The sequence below is a fragment of the Streptomyces sp. NPDC019531 genome, from assembly GCF_044903305.1.
In the GTDB taxonomy this organism is placed as follows: Bacteria; Actinomycetota; Actinomycetes; order Streptomycetales; family Streptomycetaceae; genus Streptomyces.
Map to the genome: position 1 here is coordinate 106,189 of NZ_JBJDQL010000028.1, position 19,683 is coordinate 125,871.

The window sequence follows — 19,683 nt, forward strand, 5'->3', positions numbered from 1 at the left end:
GACGCGCTACACAAGCCCCACCGAACCGAGGCAGGCCGCCGCAGGCATTCAGGGGCGCGGGGAACTGCGCAAAACGCCCGCCCCCACCCCACCCGCACAGGCCGCCGCAGGCATCCCCCCGTCACCCCCCAGACGTGTCCAGCTCCGCATCCTCCCCGATCCCCGCACAGTCGTACGGGTCCTTCAGCCAACCATCCGGCAGAACCACCCTGTTGTTACCGGACGTACGCCCCCGAGGCCCGTCCGCACCAACCGGCCACGCCTGGTCGAGATCCAACTCGTCGAGGCCGGAACGCAGTTCCTCCAGCGAAGAAGTGATCGCGAGCCGCTTGCGCATCTCACTCCCGACCGCGAAACCCTTCAGATACCAGGCCACATGCTTACGGAAGTCGATGACCCCACGCGCCTCGTCACCGATCCACTCCCCCAGCAGCGTGGCATGCCGCACCATGACATCGGCGACCTCACGCAGAGGGGGCTGATGGAAATCGGTCCGCCCCTCGAACGCCGCCACCAGATCCGAGAACAGCCACGGCCGCCCCAGACACCCCCGCCCTACGACCACCCCGTCACACCCGGTGGACCGCACCATCCGCAGCGCGTCCTCCGCCGACCAGATGTCGCCGTTGCCGAGCACGGGAATCTCCGGCACATGCTCCTTGAGCCGGGCGATGGCGTCCCAGTCGGCGGTGCCGCCGTAGTGCTGGGCGGCGGTACGCCCGTGCAGCGCGATGGAGGTGACCCCCTCCTCGACCGCGATCCGCCCCGCGTCCAGGTAGGTGATGTGGTCGTCGTCGATGCCCTTGCGCATCTTCATCGTGACCGGCAGATCCCCCGCGCCACTCACCGCCTCCCGCAGAATCGCCCGCAGCAGGTTCCGCTTGTACGGCAGCGCCGACCCGCCGCCCTTGCGGGTCACCTTCGGCACCGGGCACCCGAAGTTCAGGTCGATGTGATCGGCGCGATCCTCCTCCGCGATCATGCGGACGGCCTTGCCGACGGTGGCCGGGTCGACTCCGTACAGCTGGATCGAGCGCGGTGTCTCGGTCGCGTCGAAGTGGATCAGCTGCATGGTCTTCTCGTTGCGCTCGACCAGGGCCCGGGTCGTGATCATCTCGCTGACGAACAGCCCCTTGCCGCCGCTGAACTCTCTGCACAGGGTGCGAAAGGGCGCGTTGGTGATCCCGGCCATGGGGGCCAGGACGACGGGTGGCTGGACGGAGTACGGGCCGATCTGCATTCCCCCATTGTCACGCATCCACGCACCAGCCCCGGGGACACCCCGCAGCGATCATGCAGCAACCATTAGTTAGACGCACTATCGATACGGGCGTACGATGAAGCGCATGCCCGAGCTCAGCCCCCGCCGCCGGATGCTGGTCCTCGCGATCTGCTGCATGAGCCTGCTGATCGTGAGTCTCGACACCACCGCCCTCAACGTCGCCCTGCCCGCCATGCAGCGGAGCCTGGGCGCGAACACTGCGGGCCTCCAGTGGACGATCGACGCGTACACCCTGGTCCTCGCCTCGCTGCTGATGCTGGCCGGCTCCACGGCCGACCGGATCGGCCGCAGGCGTGTCTTCATGGCGGGCCTGGTCGTCTTCACGATCGGCTCCGCGCTCTGTTCCGCCGCGCCGAACCTGGAGGCGCTGGTCGCCTTCCGCATGGTGCAGGCGGTCGGTGGCTCGATGCTCAACCCGGTCGCCATGTCGATCATCACCAACACCTTCACCGACCCGCGTGAGCGCGCCCGTGCGATCGGGGTGTGGGGCGCGGTCGTCGGTATCTCGATGGCCGCCGGTCCGCTGGTGGGCGGGCTGCTCGTGGAATCGGTCGGCTGGCGGTCGATCTTCTGGGTCAACCTGCCGGTCGGCATCGCGGCCCTGCTGCTCACGCTGCGGTACGTCCCCGAGTCCCGGGCGCCCAGGGCCCGCCGCCCCGACCCCGTCGGGCAGCTTCTGGTGATCGCGCTGTTCGGCTCGCTGACGTACGCGATCATCGAGGCGCCGGCCTCGGGGTTCTCGTACGTCCTGCCCTTCGCCGTCGTGGCCGTCCTCGCGCTGGCCGGACTCCTCTGGTACGAGCCCCGGCGCGACGAGCCCCTCATCGACCTGCGGTTCTTCCGGTCGGCGCCGTTCAGTGGGGCCACGGTGATCGCGATCAGCGCGTTCGCGGGTCTTGGCGGGTTCCTGTTCCTGTCGACGCTGTACCTGCAGAACGTACGAGGACTGGACGCGCTGCACGCCGGCCTGTGGATGCTGCCGATGGCGGTGCCGATGTTCCTGTGCGCGCCGCTCGCGGGGCGGCTGGTGGGGAGCCGTGGGCCACGGTTGCCGTTGGTGATCGCGGGGGTCATGACGACGGCCAGCGGGGTGCTGTTCGCGGCGTTCGACGCGGAGACGTCCGATGTGACGCTGTTCCTCGGATACCTGCTGTTCGGGATCGGGTTCGGGCTGGTCAACGCGCCGATCACGAACACGGCGGTGTCGGGGATGCCGAGGGCTCAGGCCGGGGTCGCCGCGGCCGTCGCCTCCACGAGTCGTCAGCTCGGGCAGACACTGGGGGTCGCGGTGATCGGAGCGGTGCTGGCGTCGGGGGTGGGGGCGTCGTCGTACAAGGAGAAGTTCGTGTCCGCCGCCGTGCCGGGGTGGTGGATTCTCGCCGGGTGCGGGCTGGTTGTGCTGGTGTTCGGTGCGGTGACCAGCGGGCGGTGGGCCCGGCGGACCGCTGAGCGGACGGCTGAACGGCTGGAGTCGGTCGAGGTGCGCGAGGCGGCGGGGGTCGGCGCGTAGCTCTGCGACCACCGGCCGGTGGGCTGGTCGCGCCCACGCGGCGGAGCCGCACATCGACACAGCCCGGCGCCCCTCCTCAAGTACGTCCACTCGCCGCCAGCCCGGACGCACCCCCGACGCACTCTGTCGAAGTACGCGAAGCGGCGGGGGTCGGCGCGTAGCTCTGCGACCACCGGCCGGTGGGCTGGTCGCGCCCACGCGGCGGAGCCGCACATCGACACAGCCCGGCGCCCCTCAAGGAGTCCACGCGCCGACAGCCCGGACGCACCCCGGTCACGCACTTTGTCGAGGTGCGCGAAGCGGCGGGGGTCAGCGCGCAACTCGGCGTCCGACCGCCGGTCGGACCTGGTCGCGCCCACGCGGCGGAGCCGCACATCGACACAGCCCCGCGCCCCTCAAGGAAGTGAGAGGACGGGGGCACGATCCAGCTCACGCCTGTCCCACGGGGACCCGTTCCAGGGCGATCGCGTGCAGTTTCTCCAGTCGCCGTCGGGACTCCTCGTCTGCGGGGGCGTAGGTCACCAGGCGTGAGCCCGTCTCGGGGCCGAGCCACAGGTCGGTGTGGTCGACGGCGATCAGGCCGACGTACCGGTTGAGGAACTCCTTGCGGCGCGGGCTGGAGGCGCCGACCTCGTGGCGGTCCCAGACCTCGCGGAACTCCGCGGACTCGGTGCGCAGCCGCTTCAGGAGCGTCTTCCAGGCGGGCTCGGCGAGATGCCCGGCCATGCCGGCGCGGAAACGGGCGGCCATGAGCCGTCGGACCTCCTCCAGGTGCACGATCGAGGAGCGCCACTCCTCGTTGGTGTAGGAGAGCAGCATGGAGTTGCGGTCCTCGGGCGGCACCGCGTCCAGGTCGCACAGCAGCAGGCCGTAGGCGCGGTTGTAGGCGAGGATGTCGTAACGGCTGTTGGACACACAGGCCGGGATCGGCCCCAACTGGTCGAGGACGAGCCGGAGTCCGGGCGTGATCGACGGGCAGGTGGTGGCCGGCGTCGGGTCGACGGCTCCGGCGAGCTGGAACAGGTGGGCCCGCTCGACGGGGTCGAGGAACAGTGTGCGGGCCAGGGCGTCCAGGACCTGCACGGAGACCTGGATGTCGCGGGCCTGCTCCAGCCAGGTGTACCAGGTGACGCCGACCGCGGAGAGATGCGCGACCTCCTCCCGGCGCAGGCCGGGGGTGCGGCGCCGGCGGCCGCGCGGCAGGCCGACCTGCTCGGGGGCGATGTGCTCGCGGCGGTGGCGCAGGAAGGCGGCGAGTTCATGGCGCCGGACCGCCGAAGCCGAGGTGGACGCGGTCGCCGGTACGGCTGTCTCCTGGGCCATGGTCGTCATGCCTCCAGCCTGCCTCCACCGGGACCCTGTTGCCAGGTGGTTCTTCTACCAGGATAAGGAGACTCTGGTACCCGTCTGGGCGCGGGCGCAGGCTCGGAGCCGTGACCACCGAAACCACCACTCCACGCCCCGTCCGTCCCACCGTGCCACCCGAGTTGGGCGGCCTCGGGCTGTTCACGGTGCTGCTCGCCGCGGCACTCCCCCTCATCGACTTCTTCATCGTCAACGTCGCCCTGCCCACCATCGGCGCGGACCTCTCCGCGAGCGAGTCGGTCCTCGAACTCGTCGTCGCCGGTTACGGGGTGGCGTACGCCGTCCTCCTGGTCCTCGGCGGCAGGCTCGGCGACCTCTTCGGGCGACGCCGGCTCTTCCTCGGCGGTATGGCGGCCTTCGGGCTGGCCTCGCTGGCCTGCGGGCTCGCACCGACCGCCTGGGCCCTGGTCGCGGCACGGGTCGCGCAGGGCGCCGCGTCGGCCGCGATGCTGCCGCAGGTCCTCGCCACGATCCAGTCGACCACCGCCGGGGCCCGCCGCGCGAAGGCGATGGGCCTGTACGGCGCGACGGCCGGCCTGTCCATGGTGGCGGGCCAGATCCTCGGCGGTGTCCTGGTCGCGGCCGACATCGCGGGCACCGGCTGGCGCGCGGTGTTCCTGGTGAACGTGCCGGTCGTGCTCGTCGGCCTGTTGCTGGCCGCCCGTACGGTCCCGGAGACCCGGGCCCGGCGCCCGGAGCCGGTGGACGGTCCCGGCACGGTCCTGCTGGCCGCCTCCCTGCTCGCCCTGCTGGCCCCGCTGACGGAGGGCAGGGCCGCGGGCTGGCCGCTGTGGACCTGGTTGTCGCTGGGGGCGTTCCCGTTCCTGGCGGGGGCGTTCTACGCGGTGGAGCGCAGGGCGGACCGCGCGGGCCGTACGCCTTTGGTGCCGCCGAGCCTGTTCCGGCTGGTGTCGCTGCGGCGCGGTCTGGTGCTGATGGTGCCGTTCTCGATGGGCTTCTCCGGCTTCATGTTCGTGATCGCGGTGGCCCTGCAGGAGGGCGCGCGGCTGGGTGCCGTCCAGGCGGGCCTGGCTCTGGCCCCGCTGGCGGTGACCTTCCTGTTCACGTCGATCGCCGGGCCGCGGCTGATCGCCCGGTACGGCACCCGGGTGGTGACCGCGGGCACGGTGCTCCAGGCGGTCGGTCTCGGGCTGATCATCCTGGCCGCCCGGCACTCCTGGCCGGACCTCGGCCTGCTCCCGCTCCTGCCCGGCGGCGCGATCGCCGGAGTCGGCCAGGCCCTCCAACTCCCCGTGGTCATGCGGCTCGTGCTGTCCGAGGTGCCGCCCGCGCGGGCCGGTGTGGGCAGCGGTGTGATGGGCACGACCCAGCAGTCCGCGCTGGCCCTCGGCGTGGCCACACTGGGCACCCTCTTCCTGGCCCTGGTCCCCGGCATGGGTATGCGGGACGCCCTGGTGACGGCGCTGCTCGTGCAGCTGGCCGGTGTGGTCCTGACGGGCGTACTGAGCCTTCGGCTGCCGCGCACGATCGCCTGACAGGGCCGTCGGAAAGGCCTCCGGCAGGGCTCAAGTCTTGGCGAACGCCCCGTGAAGATACTGCTGTTGATGTTGTTCTTGCTGCACACTCCTTGCCGGAGGCGAGGCACATGTTGCAGACCAACACGAGCAAGGTGAGCCGCTGGGACCAGCACGGGCGGGAACACGTCGTCCAAGTGCTCCGCAAGGGCCCGCAACGGACGATCAGATGCGAGACCTGCGGCTGGCGCAAGGCCGCGCAGTTCCTGCCGTGGCTGAAGGCCGAGGAACACCTGGCGGAGGCCCACCAGGCGACGGTGGACCCGAAGGAGAGCTGAGGGTCAGGAGCCCTCGCCGGTGTCCAGGTCGCCGACCAGGCGCCGCAGCAGCGGGCCGTACTCGGGATGGGCCAGGGCGTGCGCCATCTGGGCCACCAGGTAGTCGGCCGGATTGCCGGTGTCGTACCAGCGGCCCTGGATGACCTGGCCGTACACCGCGCGGGTGGCGGCGTAGGCGTTGATGGCGTCGGTCAGGTAGATCTCGCCGGTGCGGTGCTCGTACCAGCGGCGGGTGCGCTCCCGGAGTTCGTCGATGATGCCCGGGGTGATGACATAGCCGCCGATGGCCGCGTACGACGAGGGCGCGGCGGTGGGGTCGGGCTTCTCGACCAGGCCGGTGATGCGCAGGGTGCCGGCGCCGAGGTCCTCCTTGACGAGCGGGACGCCGTAGCGCCGCGACTCGGTGGGGTCCATCGGCATCAGGGCGAGGACGGGGCAGCCGGTCTGCTCGTAGGCGCGGATCAGCTGCTGGGCGCGCGGCACCTCGGCCACGAACACGTCGTCCGGCCACAGCACCAGGACGGGCTCGTCGCCGAAGGAGCGGGCGGCGTTCAGCACCGGGGTGCCGTTGCCGTAGGGGCCGTGCTGGTCGAGGTAGGTGATGTGGCCGCGGCGGGCCAGCTCGGTGATCTCCTCGACGGCGTCCGCGTAGGCCGTCTTTCCGTCGGCACGCAGTTGCTCGACCAGGGCGGGGTTGGGGCGGAAGTGGTCCTGGATCAGGGACTTGCCGCCGGAGACGACGATGGTGATGTCGGTGATGCCGGAGTCCACCAGCTCCCGCACGGTGTGCTCGATGACCGGCTTGTCGCCGACCGGGAGCATCTCCTTCGGCGTCGCCTTGGTCAGCGGCAGCAGCCGGGAGCCGAGTCCGGCGGCGGGGATCACGGCCCTGCGGATGGTGGGGGGCATCGGGTCTGTCGGCTTTCTCTCGGGACCGGTGTCAGGGGGACGGTACCGCCCCGCCGGTCCGCAGCCCGCGCAGCAGCAGATCCATGACCGCCTCGAACTGCTCCTCCACGCCCGGCTCTTCCCACTGGGAGGCGTAGGCCGGGTCGTGGAAGCAGGACGTGGCCTGGAAGAGGGCACGGGCCGTGGTGGACGGGTCGGTCGCGGTGAGGGTGCCTGTCGCGGTGCCGTCGCGGATGATCCGGGCCAGCTGCCCGTCCAGGTCGGCGAGGTGCGCGCGGACCAGCTCGCCGCTCTCGCCGGCCAGGACCTGGTACATGGCGAAGAGCTCGGGATCGTCGCCCGCCTTGCGGCGCTTGGCCTCGAAGAGGGCGGCGAACCAGTCCCGCAGCCGGGACTCCGGATCGCGGTCCGCCTCGGTGATGGCGGCCAGCGCACCCGTCGTCCGGTCCAGCCACCGCTTCGTGACCGCCTCCCGCAGCGCCGCCTTCGTGGCGAAGTGCCGGTAGACGCTGCCATGGCTGACGCCGAGCGCGCGGGCCACGTCGACCACGGTGGCCTTGGCCGGGCCGTGGCGGCGCAGCACCTCCTCGGTGGCTTCGAGGATGCGCTCGGCGGTCAGGGTCTCGGTGGCTGCCATGACCTAAACGGTACCCGGCACCACGATCACTGTTCCGTGCCGAGATGCGGCATCTGCTGGGCCGGGTAGCGGGTGCCGGCCGCCGCGTCCGCCGGTACGGCCTCCTCGATGGCCGCCAGGTCCGTCGCGTCGAGTACGACGTCCAGGGCGCCCAGCGACTCGCTGAGCCGCTCCCGGGTGCGGGCGCCGGCCAGCGGCACGATGTCCTCGCCCCGCGAGAGGACCCAGGCGGTGGCGATCTGGGCGACCGTCGCCCCCTTGCCGTCGGCGATCTTGCGCAGGGCCTCCACGAGGTCGAGGTTGTGGTGCAGGTTGTCGCCCTGGAAGCGGGGCGAGACGGAGCGGTAGTCGTTCGCGCCGAACCGGCTGTCGCGGGTGACGTGGCCGGAGATCAGGCCTCGCGAGAGCACTCCGTACGCCGTGACGGCGATGCCCAGTTCACGCATGACCGGCAGGATCCTGCGCTCGATGTCGCGGGTGATGATCGCGTACTCCAGCTGGACGTCGGCGATGGGCGCGGTGGCGGCGGCCCGCCGGATGTTGTCCGCGCTCGCCTCGCTGAGGCCGATGTGCCGGACGTACCCCTTCTCGACGAGTTCCGTGATCGCGCCGACCGTCTCCTCGATCGGCACGTCCGGGTCGACGCGGGCTATGCGGTAGACGTCGATGTGGTCGACGCCGAGGCGCTGGAGCGAGTAGGCGGCGAAGTTCTTCACGGCGGCGGGCCGACCGTCGTTGCCGCTCCAGCCGCCGTCCGGGTCGCGCAGGGCGCCGAACTTGACGCTGAGCAGGGCCTGTTCGCGGCGGGCCGCGGGGGCGGTGCGCAGCGCCTCGCCGACCAGCATCTCGTTGTGCCCCATGGCGTAGAAGTCGCCGGTGTCGAGCAGGGTCACGCCGGCTTCCAGGGCGGCGTGGATGGTCGCGATCGCCTCGGTGCGGTCGGCGTCGCCGTACACGGCGGAGGACATGCCCATGCAGCCGAGGCCGAGAGCGGAGACCTGGGGGCCGGTGGTGCCGAGGGTACGGGTTTGCATCGTCATGGAGCCACCCTCGCATGACAGCTGACAGCTTTCAATATCTGTCAGCTGTTACTTGTCAGTCACCGCCAGCTTGGCTCCCAGCACCAGGAAGGAGCCGGCGAAACTCCTCCGCAGCCACGCCATCACCCGGGGCCGCGAGATCACCTGATTGCGCACCGAGGCCGCGAGCACCCCGTACACGGCGAAGACCACGAAGGTCGCCAGCATGAAGACCCCGCTCAGCACCAGCATCCGGGGCAGCGCCCGCGGCTCCCCCGGGTCCACGAACTGCGGCAGGAACGCGAAGAAGAAGATCGTCAGCTTCGGGTTGAGGAGGTTGATCAGCACGCCCCGGACGATCACCCGGCCCGCGGACCGTGGCATACCGCCCGGCTCGACGTCGATCGCCTCCTTGTCCCGGACGGTCGCCCAGGCCATGTACAGGAGGTAGGCGACCCCGGCGTACTTCACCACCTGGAACGCCACCGCACTGGCGTTCAGCAGCGCGGCGAGCCCGGTGACGGTGGCCAGGACGTGCGGCACGATCCCGAGCGTGCAGGCGAACGCGGCGACGACGCTCGCGCGACGGCCGCGGGAGAGTCCCGCGGCCAGCGTGTAGACGACCCCGGTACCGGGGGTGGCGACCACGACAAGGGTGGTGAGGAGAAAGGCGAGGCTCATGGGACAAGCCTGGTAAACGCAACGGCCCCCGATACAGGGCCAAAGCACGGCCTGTATCGGGGGCCAATAACAAACGGACCTAGCAGCCGATCAGCCGGCCCGCCAGGTACCCCTCGATCTGGTCCAGAGACACCCGCTCCTGCTTCATCGAGTCCCGCTCGCGGACCGTCACCGCGTTGTCCTCGAGCGTGTCGAAGTCGACCGTCACGCAGTACGGCGTACCGATCTCGTCCTGGCGACGGTAGCGGCGGCCGATCGCACCCGCGTCGTCGAACTCGATGTTCCAGTTCTGGCGCAGCGTCTGGGCCAGGCCCTTGGCCTTCGGGGACAGCTCGGGATTGCGGGAGAGCGGGAGCACCGCGACCTTCACCGGGGCGATGCGGTGGTCGAGACGCAGCACCGTGCGCTTCTCCAGCTTGCCCTTGGCGTTGGGGGCCTCGTCCTCGACGTACGCGTCGAGCAGGAACGCCAGCATCGCGCGGCCGACACCGGCCGCGGGCTCGATGACGTACGGCGTCCAGCGCTCGGCGGCCTCCTGGTCGTAGAAGACGAGGTCCTGGCCGGAGGCCTTGGAGTGCGCGGTGAGGTCGTAGTCGGTGCGGTTGGCCACGCCCTCCAGCTCGCCCCACTCGTTGCCGCCGAACTGGAAGCGGTACTCGATGTCAGCGGTGCGCTTGGAGTAGTGGGAGAGCTTCTCCTTCGGGTGCTCGTACCACCGCATGTTCTCCTCGCGCAGGCCCAGGCCGGTGTACCAGTTCCAGCGCTGCTCCATCCAGTACTCCTGCCACTTCTCGTCCTCGCCCGGCTTGACGAAGAACTCCATCTCCATCTGCTCGAACTCGCGGGTGCGGAAGATGAAGTTGCCGGGCGTGATCTCGTTGCGGAAGGACTTGCCCATCTGCGCGATGCCGAACGGCGGCTTCTTGCGCGAAGCGACCTGCACCTGGGCGAAGTTGGTGAAGATTCCCTGCGCGGTCTCCGGACGCAGGTAGGCGATGGAGCCGGTGTCCTGGGTCGGGCCGAGGTGGGTGGAGAGCAGACCCGAGAACTGCTTGGGCTCGGTGAACTGGCCCTTGTTGCCGCAGTTGGGGCAGTTCACGTCCAGCAGGCCGTTCTCCGGGGCGCGCTTGTGCTTGGCCTCGTAGGCCTCCTCCAGGTGGTCCGCACGGAACCGCTTGTGGCAGGAGGTGCACTCGGTGAGCGGGTCGGAGAAGGTGGCGACGTGACCGGAGGCGACCCAGACCTCGGGGGCAAGGATCACGGACGAGTCGATACCGACCACGTCCTCGCGCGACGTCACCATGTAACGCCACCACTGACGCTTCAGGTTCTCCTTGAGCTCGACACCCAGCGGTCCGTAGTCCCAGGCGGCGCGCTGACCGCCGTAGATCTCGCTACAGGGGAAAACGAAGCCACGGCGCTTGCTCAGGCTGACGATGGTGTCGATCTTGTCGGCGGCCACGGTGCTCTCTTCATTACGGGACGGCAGCGAATGCCTCAGGTTACCGGCGCGGCCACCCCCCGTATCAAATCGGTTCGAGACCCGAGCTTTGTTGACAACGGTTTCCATGTTTGGTGAAAATGACTGTCATGAACGTACGACGTCGCCTCATACCCATGGTCGCTGCCGCCGGGGCCCTCGCCGCCCTCTCCGCCTGCTCCACCGACAGCGCCGCCGCGGGCGGCAACGGCAAGTTCGACGTCGTCGCCTCCTTCTATCCGATGGCCTTCCTCGCCGAGCAGATCGGCGGGGACCATGTGAGCGTCACCAGCCTGACCGAGCCCGGCCAGGAGCCGCACGACCTGGAGATCAGCGCCAAACAGACCGCGCAGCTCCAGGAAGCCGACGCGGTGGTCTACCTCAAGAACCTCCAGCCCTCCGTCGACGACGCGGTCGCCCAGTCCGAGATCAAGACGAAGATCGACGCCTCCTCCCTCACCGAGCTGGAGAAGCACGGCAACGAGGTCGGCGGCCACGCGGCCGAGCACGACGACCACGCGAACGAGGAACTCGAAGGCCTCGACCCCCACATCTGGCTCGACCCGGTGCGCTACGCCCAGGTCGCCGAGGGCGTCGGCAAGGCCATGGAGAAGGCGGACCCGGAGCACGCGGCCGACTACAAGGCCAACACCGCGGCGCTCGTGAAGAAGCTCGACGCCCTCGACAGCGAGTTCAAGACGGGTCTCGCCGACACCGACACCAAGGTCTTCATCACCACCCACGCCGCCTTCGGTTACCTCGCCGAGCGCTACGGCCTCACCGAGGAGGCCATCAACGGCCTCGACCCCGAGTCGGAGCCCAGTGCCAACCGCGTCAAGGACCTTGAGAAGATGGCGAAGGCCGACGGCGTCACCACCGTGTTCTACGAGACGCTCGTCAGCGACAAGACCGCGAAGACCATCGCCTCCGACGCCGGGCTGAAGACGGACGTCCTCGACCCGATCGAGGGCATCACCGCAAAGTCCCGCGGCAAGGACTACTTCTCGGTCCAGGAAGCCAACCTCAAGGCGCTGCGCAGCGCCCTGGGAGCGAAATGACACCACCGGAGAACGGCATGACCGAGTCCGTCATATCCCTGCGCGGCGTCCGCGCCGACCTGGGCTCGCGGCCCGTCCTGCGCGGCATCGACCTCACCGTGAACCGCGGTGAGGTCGTCGCGCTGCTCGGCGCCAACGGCTCCGGCAAGTCCACCGCGATCCGCACACTCATAGGCCAAGTACCCACGTCCGCCGGTGAGATCGAGCTCTTCGGCACCCCGCGCGGCCGCTTCCGGGACTGGGCCCGCGTCGGGTACGTCCCGCAGCGCACCACCGCCGCGGGCGGCGTCCCCGCGACCGTCACCGAGATCGTCTCCTCCGGGCGCCTGTCGCGCGCCCGCTTCGGCATGCTCCGCAAGGCCGACCACGAGGCCGTACGCCGGGCCCTGGAGCTGGTCGGCATGGCGGACCGCGCGAAGGACTCCGTGAACGCTCTCTCCGGCGGCCAGCACCAGCGGGTGCTGATCGCCCGCGCGCTCGCCGCCGAACCCGAGCTGCTGATCATGGACGAGCCGATGGCGGGCGTGGACCTGGCCAGCCAGGAGGTGCTTGCGCGGACACTCGGGGAACAGGTCGCCCAGGGCGCCACGGTCCTGCTCGTCCTGCACGAACTCGGCCCGCTGGAACCCCTGATCGACCGGGCGGTCGTCCTGCGCGACGGCTGTGTGCAGCACGACGGCCCGCCCCCGCGAGCCGTCGGCCAGCATGCTCTCCCCGGCCACGACCACGTCCACCCCCACGACCACGAGCCGATCCGCACGGGACTGCTGAGCTGATGGACTTCCTCGACTACGCCTTCATGCAGCGGGCCCTGCTCGCCGCCGTCCTGGTCGGCATCACCGCCCCCGCCGTCGGCATCTACCTGGTCCAGCGCCGACAGGCCCTCATGGGCGACGGCATCGGCCATGTCGCCATGACCGGCGTCGGCCTCGGCTTCCTGCTCTCCTGGTCACCGGTGTGGATGGCGACCCTCGTCTCCGTCCTCGGCGCGGTCCTCATGGAGCTGATCCGCTGGTACGGCAAGACCCGCGGCGACATCGCCCTCGCGATGCTCTTCTACGGCGGTATGGCCGGCGGCGTGATGTTCATCAACCTCGCACCCGGCGGCTCGAACGCCAATCTCACCTCGTACCTGTTCGGTTCGCTCTCGACGGTCTCGCAGTCCGACGTGACGGCGATCTGTCTGCTGGCCGCGTTCGTGGTGCTCGTCACCCTCGGTCTGCGCCGGCAGCTCTTCGCGGTCAGCCAGGACGAGGAGTTCGCGCGGGTCACGGGCCTGCCGGTGCGAGCGCTCAACCTCCTGACGGCGGTCACGGCGGCCGTGACGGTGACCGTGGCGATGCGCGTGGTGGGACTGCTGCTGGTCAGCGCGCTGATGGTGGTGCCGGTGGCGGCGGCGCAGCAGCTCACCCGGAGCTTCGCGGCCACCTTCGCGATCGCGGTGGCCATCGGCGTGACGGTGACGATCGGCGGCACCATCACCTCGTACTACCAGGACGTGCCGCCCGGCGCGACGATCGTGCTCCTGACCATCGCGGCCTTCGTCCTGCTGACCGCGCTGGCCACCCCGCTGGCCCGCCGCCGCGCCCGCACGGTCGCCGCCCGGCAGCCGGCCGGGGACCCCGCGGAGTGTGCGATTCCGGCCACTCGGGAGGCCGACGGCACGGTCGGCGTCTGACCCGGCACAGGCCAGGCTGGCACAATGGCCCGGCAGGAGCCGAAGCGAGGAGGCATTTCGTGACGACCGCAGGACCGCCCGTGAAGGGCCGTGCCACTCGGCAGCGGGCCGCCGTGGCGGCGGCCCTAGACGAGGTCGACGAGTTCCGCAGCGCACAGGAACTGCACGACATGCTCAAACACAGGGGCGACGCCGTCGGTCTGACCACGGTCTACCGCACGCTCCAGAACCTCGCCGACGCGGGCGAGGTCGACGTCCTGCGCACTTCCGAGGGCGAGTCCGTCTACCGCCGCTGCTCCACCGGCGAGCACCACCACCACCTCGTCTGCCGGCACTGCGGCAAGGCGGTCGAGGTCGAGGGCCCGGCCGTGGAGAAGTGGGCCGACGCGATCGCGGCCGAGCACGGCTACGTCAACGTGGCGCACACCGTGGAGATCTTCGGCACCTGCGCGGAGTGCGCGGCCGCCCAGAGCTGACCGCGCCCGCGGTGGTCCGCGCGGCGGGCTCGCTCACTGGACCAGTTCGATGTGCGGATGGTCCGGGGACTTCGGGCAGACATGGAGTTGCAGGTCGTAGCCGCCGGCGATGTCGAGAAGAGTGAAGTTCGCGGGCGGGGTGCCGATGAGGAGCGGAGTCGGGTTCGTCCGTTCCTCCTCGGGCCTCCAGCTCTCACTGTCGGAGTCCCATTCCGCGCACGCGATGGTGAGGAGCGGGGTCGCCTCGGTGCCGCATTCGGGGCAGGGCCGGGGCATGGGGTCGGTGAGACCCCAGCGGGTCCAGCCGCCGGTCTTCCACCCCGGGGCGTGGCACAGGTTGCCGAAGTAGAACTCCTGCGGGGTCACCCCGGCGGTGCTGTCCCACGCGGATCCGGCTGTCTCCCACCGGCTCACGTCGCCCAGCTCCTCCTGCAGCTCCTTGCTCAGCTCCATGGGGTTGGGGTACTCGGTGACCTGCTCCGGTGCGAGCAGGCAGGGTTCCGGGAGGTACCAGTTCGACTGGATCACGGGCGGCTCGGGCGGGGCGTCGAGGACGTCGGTGACGGAGGCGGAGGAGCGCCAGAAGAGGGCGGTTCGGGGGTGCGCCGCCGACGCGTGGTCGAAGGGGCACCACAGGACCTGGAGGAGATCGGCTTCCGGAGGGCTGCCCGGGAGAGGGACGTCGCGGGCGTAGAGCTGGGCCACGGGCATCATGGCAATCGGGCCGTCGAACCACGGGCGACCCTCCCTGAACCGCTGCGCGGCCTCCAGCTCCTCGGGCGTGACCGTGGGTGCCTGGGGATCGCGGGCCCGCCGCTCGGCCGCTGCCACACCCCTGCGGCGAAAGGCCCTGATGTCGTCCGGAGAGTGCACCACTCTCGTCACGCGACTGTCGTGCGGTCCTTCGCAGTGGGGCCACGGCTCGTCGGCGGGCCACAGGAGCGGCCCGCCGACGGAGCTGTCGTGCACGGTCGGAGACCCGGGCCGGGGATGCAACCGGGTCGCCGTGCGCGCCAGCGGGGCCAGTTGAGGAAAGAGCGCGGTCACGTCGAGCGGCCGCGGCGGGGTGGTGAAACTCATGCTGGCTCCCGATGGCGCGAACTGACTTGATCAGTTACCGAGGTTGAGCAACCCGGTGTTCTCCTGGGTGTTGGGGACATAGACGTTGGGGAACAGCTCCTCGGTCGTCCCGTCCGCCCGTTCGATATTAGCGTTCATCGTGACTCCCACCGGGATCGTGCTGGTCTCGTCCTTGTAGACGGGTGTCACCTGGTAGAAGAGCGCGTCGTCCACTCCGAAGAAGGCGACGTCGCCCTTGATCAGGTCCTGCGCCATGGCCTCGTAGGTTCGCATGCTGGGCGTGCCGGTGTTCATCCCGACCTGCCAGCAGGGGACGAGATTGGCCTGTATACCCCTTCCGCCGGTGACGTTCGGGATCAGGTGACACCGAGCCAGCCCGGAAGTGGACGAGTTGGCCTGTCTGAACAGCATCGCGTCCTGCCAGCCCGGGATGTCTCCCTGTGCGGCGGTGCCCTTGTTGGTGTTCCTCCCCAGGCATGCCGTTGCCTGGGTCGGCCGCGCTCCGGCCGCGCCGAGCGGGGTGGTCGTCTTGTTGACGTGGAGGACCGGTTCGGTGGTGTTCAGGTTCCACCCGTCGCCGTTCGGAAGCGAACCGGACGGCGTGGTGTCCAGGCAGCTGCCGTGCGGGCCGGTGTCCGGCGTAGTGAACGTCACCTCGAACTGGTCGGCGTCGATCACCCGCTGGTCCGCGAAGCCCTCGGTGAGCTGAGCGTCGGCGAACTGCTTGTCGGCGGCCGGGACATGGGCACGCACACAGGGCCGGGTCCGGTCCAGATCCCGGCTGTCGCCCAGGATGTACGTGTCCCATTCGCCGTTGCCGAGGTTGGGGATCACCTCGACGCACTGGGCGCCGGCGGTTCCCCCTTCCTTCGCCTCGGCGAACGGGAACTCACCGCAGGTGTCGGTGTCGACGAGATCCGTCTGCGCCGCGAAGCCTCCGCAGGTGCTGGCCGTGCGGTCGGCCACGCCGCTCGTCGACCGGGTCAGCGGCTTGCCCTTGCCCCAGGCGTCGTTGAGGTTCTTCTGCGCCCACTCATAGGCGGCCACGGCGCCGCCGGGGTCGGAGCCCTGCGCGCTCATCGGCACGACGGGCATGACCGAGGGGACGGCACAGCCCGCCGACGAGGTGCCCCCGACCGCGTCGTCGCAGCGGATCTTGCGGGGGTTGTCCCACGAGGCGTTCGGGTCGACGGCCGTGGCGCCCGGGGAGGTCACGTACAGCTTGTACGAGGTGGTGAACTCCGCCTTGGCGCCCGAGGCCTGCGACGAGGAGTAGGCGACGGTGCCGCTGAGCGACTGACCCAGGGTCAGGTCACCGCCGTACCAGGGCGCGGTCTTCGTCGTCGTGCAGCCGGTTCCGCAGGAGGCGCGGAACTTGGCGTTGAGGGCGGTGACGGTGCCGCTCGCGGCGGTCATCGTCACCGTGACCTGCTCGCTCCACGTCGTGCCGCTCTTGGGCAGGGTCGCGCTGGTCGAGATCGACAGGGTGCCGCGTCCGAGCTCCTTGCCGTTGCTGTCCCGCAGGATGTAGACGACGTTCACCCCGGTCACGCAGTACCCGAAGCGCTCGTAGGAGTAGGTGCCGGGGGTGGTGATGTCGCAGCTGCCGGCGGCCGCGACCGCGGCGAGGGTCTGCTGTTGTGTCGCGGTGCTCTTGGCCTTGGCCGGGGCGGGGCTCGTGCTCACACATGCCTCGGCGGCGCCTGCCCGGCGTTCCTTCGAGCGTGCCCGCGTGGGCTGACAGTGCTCCCCGGAGTCCGCCGGGAAAGCGCTGGTGGTGGTGAGGGGTTCGGCCGCCGGCGCATCCGCCGAATCGGTCCCGCTCACTTGTTGCGTCGCCGCTTCCGCATCCTGCTGCGCATAGCTCACGCCGGGCGTGGTGAGTCCGAGAGTCACCGCGGTCAGCAGGGTCAGCAGGGTCGACCGGGCTCGTCTTCGACCGGGCCGCCGTTCAGGTCGTATCGCATGCATGAGCGTCATACCTCTTTCTTGGCAGGGGGAACGGCGCGGTGCGCCGGGGCGGCGTCAGGTTCCGGCCCTGGCCGAAGTCGCCGACGTGCTGCGCCGATTGATCCGCCGGGAGGAAGGCGGCGTGGCGGTTCTCCTGCTGCCTGTCCGGATGCCGTGCGCCGCGGTGGGTTCGTCGGAGCCCGGCGCAGGAAGAGCCCCCTGGGAACCGGTGGTCGCCGGCCCCCAGGGGGCTCGTGGGTCACCGCGCCGCGTACCCGAAGTCCGTTCCGGCGGCGGGGAGGCCGCCGGTGCCGGGCTGGTACGTGGTCACCGGGGCGACCGTGCCGCCGGCGGTGACGTTGGACAGGGGCAGGGCGTACAGGGTGCCGTACGTGGACGGGCCGTAGGGCAGACCGACGTACAGGTTGGTGCCGGTGTAGTGGAGGCTGCTGCCGAGCTTCTGGTTCGCGCCCGGGGTGCCGGGGATGCCGTCGCCGTCGCCGACCTCCAGCCAGCGGTCGTTCGCGCCCGGGGTGCCCAGGAGCGAGAAGGTCTCCACGGCGCCCGCACTCGCGGTCGTGCCGATGGCCTCGTCCGGGATGCCGACGGCGAGCTTCATCGTCGCCGTACTGCTCACCGCGCGCGGTGCCGTGTTGATCGCGGCCAGGGTCTGGCCGAAGTGGTCGCCGGCCTCCGCGGTGCCGGAGACGTCGTCGTCGCCGGTGCCCGAGTCGTAGCCGCCGAGCTGGCTGAACGTGCCGGCCGCGGTGATCCGGAAGGTCAGCACCAGGCCCGCTTCGGCCTTGTCCACACCGTCGACGCTCAGGGCCTCGCCGGGCGCGCCGACCGCGAGGATCGACTCGGTGGCGGACGTGGCTCCCGAGGGGCGGTAGGGCACCAGGGCCAGGGACTGGCCGAAGAGGTCACCGGCCTCGGCGCCGCCGGAGACGGTGTCGAGGTCCTGGTCCAGGCCGAACAGCGGGGTGGGACGGTTCTCCGAGTTCAGCGTGTGGGAGAAGACGGCCAGGTTGCCCGCGTTCGCATCCGAGCCGATGGCGTCACCGGGTGCGCCGATCGCGATGTTGTTCGCGTCGGCGGCGACGCTGGTGCCGAAGCCGTCGTTCGCCTCGGCCGCGCCGGAGACGCCGGTGGCCTCCTGGTTGATCGCGATGTTGGTGGTGCCGTGCAGATAGATGGCGCTGCCGGCCTTGGCGATCGAGCCGAGGGCCTCGCCGGGCACGCCCATCACCACGAACGGCTCACCTGACGCGGTCGTGCCCGCCGCGAGGGCGTGGCCCAGACGGTCGCCGGTCTCACTGACGGAGGCGGCCAACGAACCGGTGCCCGCGCCCTGTTCGAGGTGGGTGTCCTTGGCGGCGCCGGTGCCGAGACCGCCGCTCGCGCCGTGCAGGATGTCGACCATGCCCGCGTCGGCGACCGTGCCTATGTCCTCGGCCGGGGTGCCGACCACGAGGTCGGTGCAGCCGTCCTCGTCATAGTCGACGGTGCCGATGGCCTCGCCGAATCCGTCCCCGGCCTCGGCGGCGCCGGAGACCCAGTCGAGGTCCTGGTCGATCTGGGCGGTGCCCTTGCCGCCGCCGTAGACGATCCGGACCAGGCCGGCCTTGGCGTCGCCGCCGACGGAGGCCTGGGGGTCGGAGACGGCGATGTCCCCGACGCCGTCGCAGTTGAAGTCGGTGGCGCGGACGGCTCCGGTGGTGGAGCTCACCCAGGAGGCGAGGTCGTCCACGCGCGTCACTACGCCGCCGGTGCTGGTCACCGCCGCATCGATGCCATAGCAGCCGCCCTGGTACGACTGGCTGGCGAGAGCGGCCAGTTGGGCGGTGGAGCCGGCGCGGACCAGGGGGCCGCCGGTGTCTCCCATGCACGCGGCGATGCCGCTGGTGCCGGTGACCGAGGCGGTCGTGGCGGCGGGGGTGTCCACGGTGAAGGTGCCGGTGTGCAGGCTGAGCGGGGACCACTCGGTGGCGGTGCGGCCGTAGCCGGCCAGGGTGAGGGTCTCGCCCGCGGTGGGTGCGGCGGTGGCCAGGGCGATCGGACTGACGCCGGTGACCGGGCGGTTCAGGCGGGCCAGAACAATGTCGCGGTCCGTGCGCGGGACCAGCTGCACGATCTCGCGGGCGGCGCCGGAGGTGCCGGTCAGATCGGAGCGGCCGATGACCGCGGTGGTCTGCACGGCAGGCTTGCCCGCGGGCACGCTCAGGCTGGTGGCCGGGTCGGCGGCGAAGCAACTGGCGGCCGTGAGCAGCCATTCGCGGTCGACCAGGACACCGGAGCAGCCGCGGTCGTGGTCGCCGACGGTGATCTGCGCGGTGTAGGCGTAGGTGGTGTCGGCGGCGGAGACGGCGGGGCCGGTCACGGCAGCGGCGGGCACAGCGGTCAGCACCACGGCACCCGCGCACAGGGCCGCGGCCGGCGCGAGGCGGCGCAAGGGGCCGCTGTGTGGGGTCACTTGGTGCTCCGGATCTCCAGGAGCGTGAACTCACGGGCCTGTTCGTCCGTGCTCTCGCCCACCGGGGTCCAGGCGTTCTTGGCGATGTCGTACGACTGCTCCTCGGTACCCACCGTCATGTCGACCTCGGTGGTGTAGTCGTTGCCGCGGATCAGGTAGACCGACGGCAGCTCCAGCGTCAGCCAGCCCGAGGTGCCCTTCACGTCGAAGCAGACCTTGCTCTTGTCCCGCGCCTGGACCTCCAGTTGGCCCGTGCCGGTCACGCAGTCGGC

At 70.6% G+C, this 19,683-nt stretch carries 18 protein-coding genes; 7 read left to right on the forward strand and 11 right to left on the reverse strand.

What is annotated here, in order from left to right; genetic code table 11:
* Positions 1-121 precede the first annotated feature (121 nt).
* Complete coding sequence (gene dusB, locus ACI2L1_RS28545) at positions 122-1,240, reverse strand: tRNA dihydrouridine synthase DusB (RefSeq protein ID WP_404742241.1); 1,119 nt, start codon at positions 1,238-1,240, stop codon at positions 122-124.
* A 106-nt stretch (positions 1,241-1,346) separates the two neighbouring features.
* Here dusB and ACI2L1_RS28550 point away from each other — a divergent pair, with 106 nt between their 5' ends.
* Positions 1,347-2,792 carry an MFS transporter gene (locus ACI2L1_RS28550; RefSeq protein ID WP_404742242.1) on the forward strand — a complete coding sequence of 482 codons (1,446 nt, stop codon included), beginning with the start codon at positions 1,347-1,349 and terminating at the stop codon, positions 2,790-2,792.
* A gap of 429 nt (positions 2,793-3,221) precedes the next feature.
* Here the strand turns inward: ACI2L1_RS28550 and ACI2L1_RS28555 are convergent, their stop codons facing one another.
* Positions 3,222-4,124, reverse strand: a complete 903-nt coding sequence (locus ACI2L1_RS28555) for a helix-turn-helix transcriptional regulator (RefSeq protein WP_404742243.1) — start codon at positions 4,122-4,124, stop codon at positions 3,222-3,224.
* 101 nt (positions 4,125-4,225) lie between these two features.
* On the opposite strand from ACI2L1_RS28555, the gene ACI2L1_RS28560 reads away from it, so the two are divergent.
* Both ACI2L1_RS28560 and ACI2L1_RS28565 read left to right on the forward strand, forming a co-directional pair.
* Positions 4,226-5,653 carry an MFS transporter gene (locus ACI2L1_RS28560; RefSeq protein ID WP_404742244.1) on the forward strand — a complete coding sequence of 476 codons (1,428 nt, stop codon included), beginning with the start codon at positions 4,226-4,228 and terminating at the stop codon, positions 5,651-5,653.
* A gap of 110 nt (positions 5,654-5,763) precedes the next feature.
* On the forward strand, positions 5,764-5,970 hold the full coding sequence (locus ACI2L1_RS28565) for a hypothetical protein (protein ID WP_404742245.1): 207 nt from the start codon (positions 5,764-5,766) through the stop codon (positions 5,968-5,970).
* Between the two features lie 3 nt (positions 5,971-5,973).
* Here ACI2L1_RS28565 and ACI2L1_RS28570 read toward each other — a convergent pair whose 3' ends face one another.
* The 5 genes from ACI2L1_RS28570 to ACI2L1_RS28590 all read right to left on the reverse strand — a co-directional run bounded on the left by ACI2L1_RS28570 (position 5,974) and on the right by ACI2L1_RS28590 (position 10,678).
* Complete coding sequence (locus ACI2L1_RS28570) at positions 5,974-6,879, reverse strand: UTP--glucose-1-phosphate uridylyltransferase (protein ID WP_404742246.1); 906 nt, start codon at positions 6,877-6,879, stop codon at positions 5,974-5,976.
* A 31-nt stretch (positions 6,880-6,910) separates the two neighbouring features.
* The gene (locus ACI2L1_RS28575) at positions 6,911-7,516 is read right to left on the reverse strand and encodes a TetR family transcriptional regulator (protein WP_404742247.1); all 606 of its coding nucleotides are present in this window, start codon (positions 7,514-7,516) and stop codon (positions 6,911-6,913) included.
* Positions 7,517-7,542: 26 nt separating this feature from the next.
* On the reverse strand, positions 7,543-8,556 hold the full coding sequence (locus ACI2L1_RS28580) for an aldo/keto reductase (RefSeq protein WP_404742248.1): 1,014 nt from the start codon (positions 8,554-8,556) through the stop codon (positions 7,543-7,545).
* Between the two features lie 48 nt (positions 8,557-8,604).
* Positions 8,605-9,216, reverse strand: coding sequence for a LysE family translocator (locus tag ACI2L1_RS28585; protein WP_404742249.1), 612 nt, complete (start codon positions 9,214-9,216; stop codon positions 8,605-8,607).
* Between the two features lie 79 nt (positions 9,217-9,295).
* The gene (locus ACI2L1_RS28590; protein WP_404742250.1) at positions 9,296-10,678 is read right to left on the reverse strand and encodes a glycine--tRNA ligase; all 1,383 of its coding nucleotides are present in this window, start codon (positions 10,676-10,678) and stop codon (positions 9,296-9,298) included.
* Between the two features lie 128 nt (positions 10,679-10,806).
* Between ACI2L1_RS28590 and ACI2L1_RS28595 the strand changes: the two genes are divergently transcribed.
* From ACI2L1_RS28595 to ACI2L1_RS28610, 4 genes are read left to right on the forward strand one after another with little or no spacing between them, the layout of a single operon-like run.
* Positions 10,807-11,754, forward strand: coding sequence for a metal ABC transporter substrate-binding protein (locus ACI2L1_RS28595; RefSeq protein WP_404742251.1), 948 nt, complete (start codon positions 10,807-10,809; stop codon positions 11,752-11,754).
* A gap of 17 nt (positions 11,755-11,771) precedes the next feature.
* Positions 11,772-12,530 (forward strand): metal ABC transporter ATP-binding protein, encoded by a 759-nt coding sequence (locus tag ACI2L1_RS28600; protein ID WP_404742252.1) that lies wholly within the window; start codon positions 11,772-11,774, stop codon positions 12,528-12,530.
* Positions 12,530-13,432, forward strand: coding sequence for a metal ABC transporter permease (locus ACI2L1_RS28605; protein WP_404742253.1), 903 nt, complete (start codon positions 12,530-12,532; stop codon positions 13,430-13,432). The genes ACI2L1_RS28600 and ACI2L1_RS28605 overlap by 1 nt, the downstream gene beginning before the upstream one ends.
* A gap of 59 nt (positions 13,433-13,491) precedes the next feature.
* Positions 13,492-13,908, forward strand: a complete 417-nt coding sequence (locus ACI2L1_RS28610) for a Fur family transcriptional regulator (RefSeq protein ID WP_404742254.1) — start codon at positions 13,492-13,494, stop codon at positions 13,906-13,908.
* Positions 13,909-13,941: 33 nt separating this feature from the next.
* Here ACI2L1_RS28610 and ACI2L1_RS28615 read toward each other — a convergent pair whose 3' ends face one another.
* The 4 genes from ACI2L1_RS28615 to ACI2L1_RS28630 form a co-directional block, all read right to left on the reverse strand.
* Positions 13,942-14,988, reverse strand: coding sequence for a hypothetical protein (locus tag ACI2L1_RS28615; protein WP_404742255.1), 1,047 nt, complete (start codon positions 14,986-14,988; stop codon positions 13,942-13,944).
* 30 nt (positions 14,989-15,018) lie between these two features.
* Positions 15,019-16,968 (reverse strand): DNA/RNA non-specific endonuclease, encoded by a 1,950-nt coding sequence (locus ACI2L1_RS28620; RefSeq protein WP_404742256.1) that lies wholly within the window; start codon positions 16,966-16,968, stop codon positions 15,019-15,021.
* Between the two features lie 229 nt (positions 16,969-17,197).
* Positions 17,198-19,411, reverse strand: a complete 2,214-nt coding sequence (locus ACI2L1_RS28625) for a trypsin-like serine protease (RefSeq protein ID WP_404742257.1) — start codon at positions 19,409-19,411, stop codon at positions 17,198-17,200.
* A partial coding sequence (locus ACI2L1_RS28630; RefSeq protein ID WP_404742258.1) for a hypothetical protein occupies positions 19,408-19,683 on the reverse strand: 276 nt, incomplete at its 5' end. The genes ACI2L1_RS28630 and ACI2L1_RS28625, both read right to left, overlap by 4 nt.

Bases quoted from the DNA above. Each gene is read 5' to 3' on its own strand.
- dusB (WP_404742241.1), bottom strand. From the start codon at position 1,240: ATGCAGATCGGCCCGTACTCCGTCCAGCCACCCGTCGTCCTGGCCCCC.
- ACI2L1_RS28550 (WP_404742242.1), top strand. From the start codon at position 1,347: ATGCCCGAGCTCAGCCCCCGCCGCCGGATGCTGGTCCTCGCGATCTGC.
- ACI2L1_RS28555 (WP_404742243.1), bottom strand. From the start codon at position 4,124: ATGACGACCATGGCCCAGGAGACAGCCGTACCGGCGACCGCGTCCACC.
- ACI2L1_RS28565 (WP_404742245.1), top strand. From the start codon at position 5,764: ATGTTGCAGACCAACACGAGCAAGGTGAGCCGCTGGGACCAGCACGGG.
- ACI2L1_RS28570 (WP_404742246.1), bottom strand. From the start codon at position 6,879: ATGCCCCCCACCATCCGCAGGGCCGTGATCCCCGCCGCCGGACTCGGC.
- ACI2L1_RS28575 (WP_404742247.1), bottom strand. From the start codon at position 7,516: ATGGCAGCCACCGAGACCCTGACCGCCGAGCGCATCCTCGAAGCCACC.
- ACI2L1_RS28580 (WP_404742248.1), bottom strand. From the start codon at position 8,556: ATGACGATGCAAACCCGTACCCTCGGCACCACCGGCCCCCAGGTCTCC.
- ACI2L1_RS28585 (WP_404742249.1), bottom strand. From the start codon at position 9,216: ATGAGCCTCGCCTTTCTCCTCACCACCCTTGTCGTGGTCGCCACCCCC.
- ACI2L1_RS28595 (WP_404742251.1), top strand. From the start codon at position 10,807: ATGAACGTACGACGTCGCCTCATACCCATGGTCGCTGCCGCCGGGGCC.
- ACI2L1_RS28600 (WP_404742252.1), top strand. From the start codon at position 11,772: ATGACCGAGTCCGTCATATCCCTGCGCGGCGTCCGCGCCGACCTGGGC.
- ACI2L1_RS28605 (WP_404742253.1), top strand. From the start codon at position 12,530: ATGGACTTCCTCGACTACGCCTTCATGCAGCGGGCCCTGCTCGCCGCC.
- ACI2L1_RS28615 (WP_404742255.1), bottom strand. From the start codon at position 14,988: ATGAGTTTCACCACCCCGCCGCGGCCGCTCGACGTGACCGCGCTCTTT.
- ACI2L1_RS28620 (WP_404742256.1), bottom strand. From the start codon at position 16,968: ATGACGCTCATGCATGCGATACGACCTGAACGGCGGCCCGGTCGAAGA.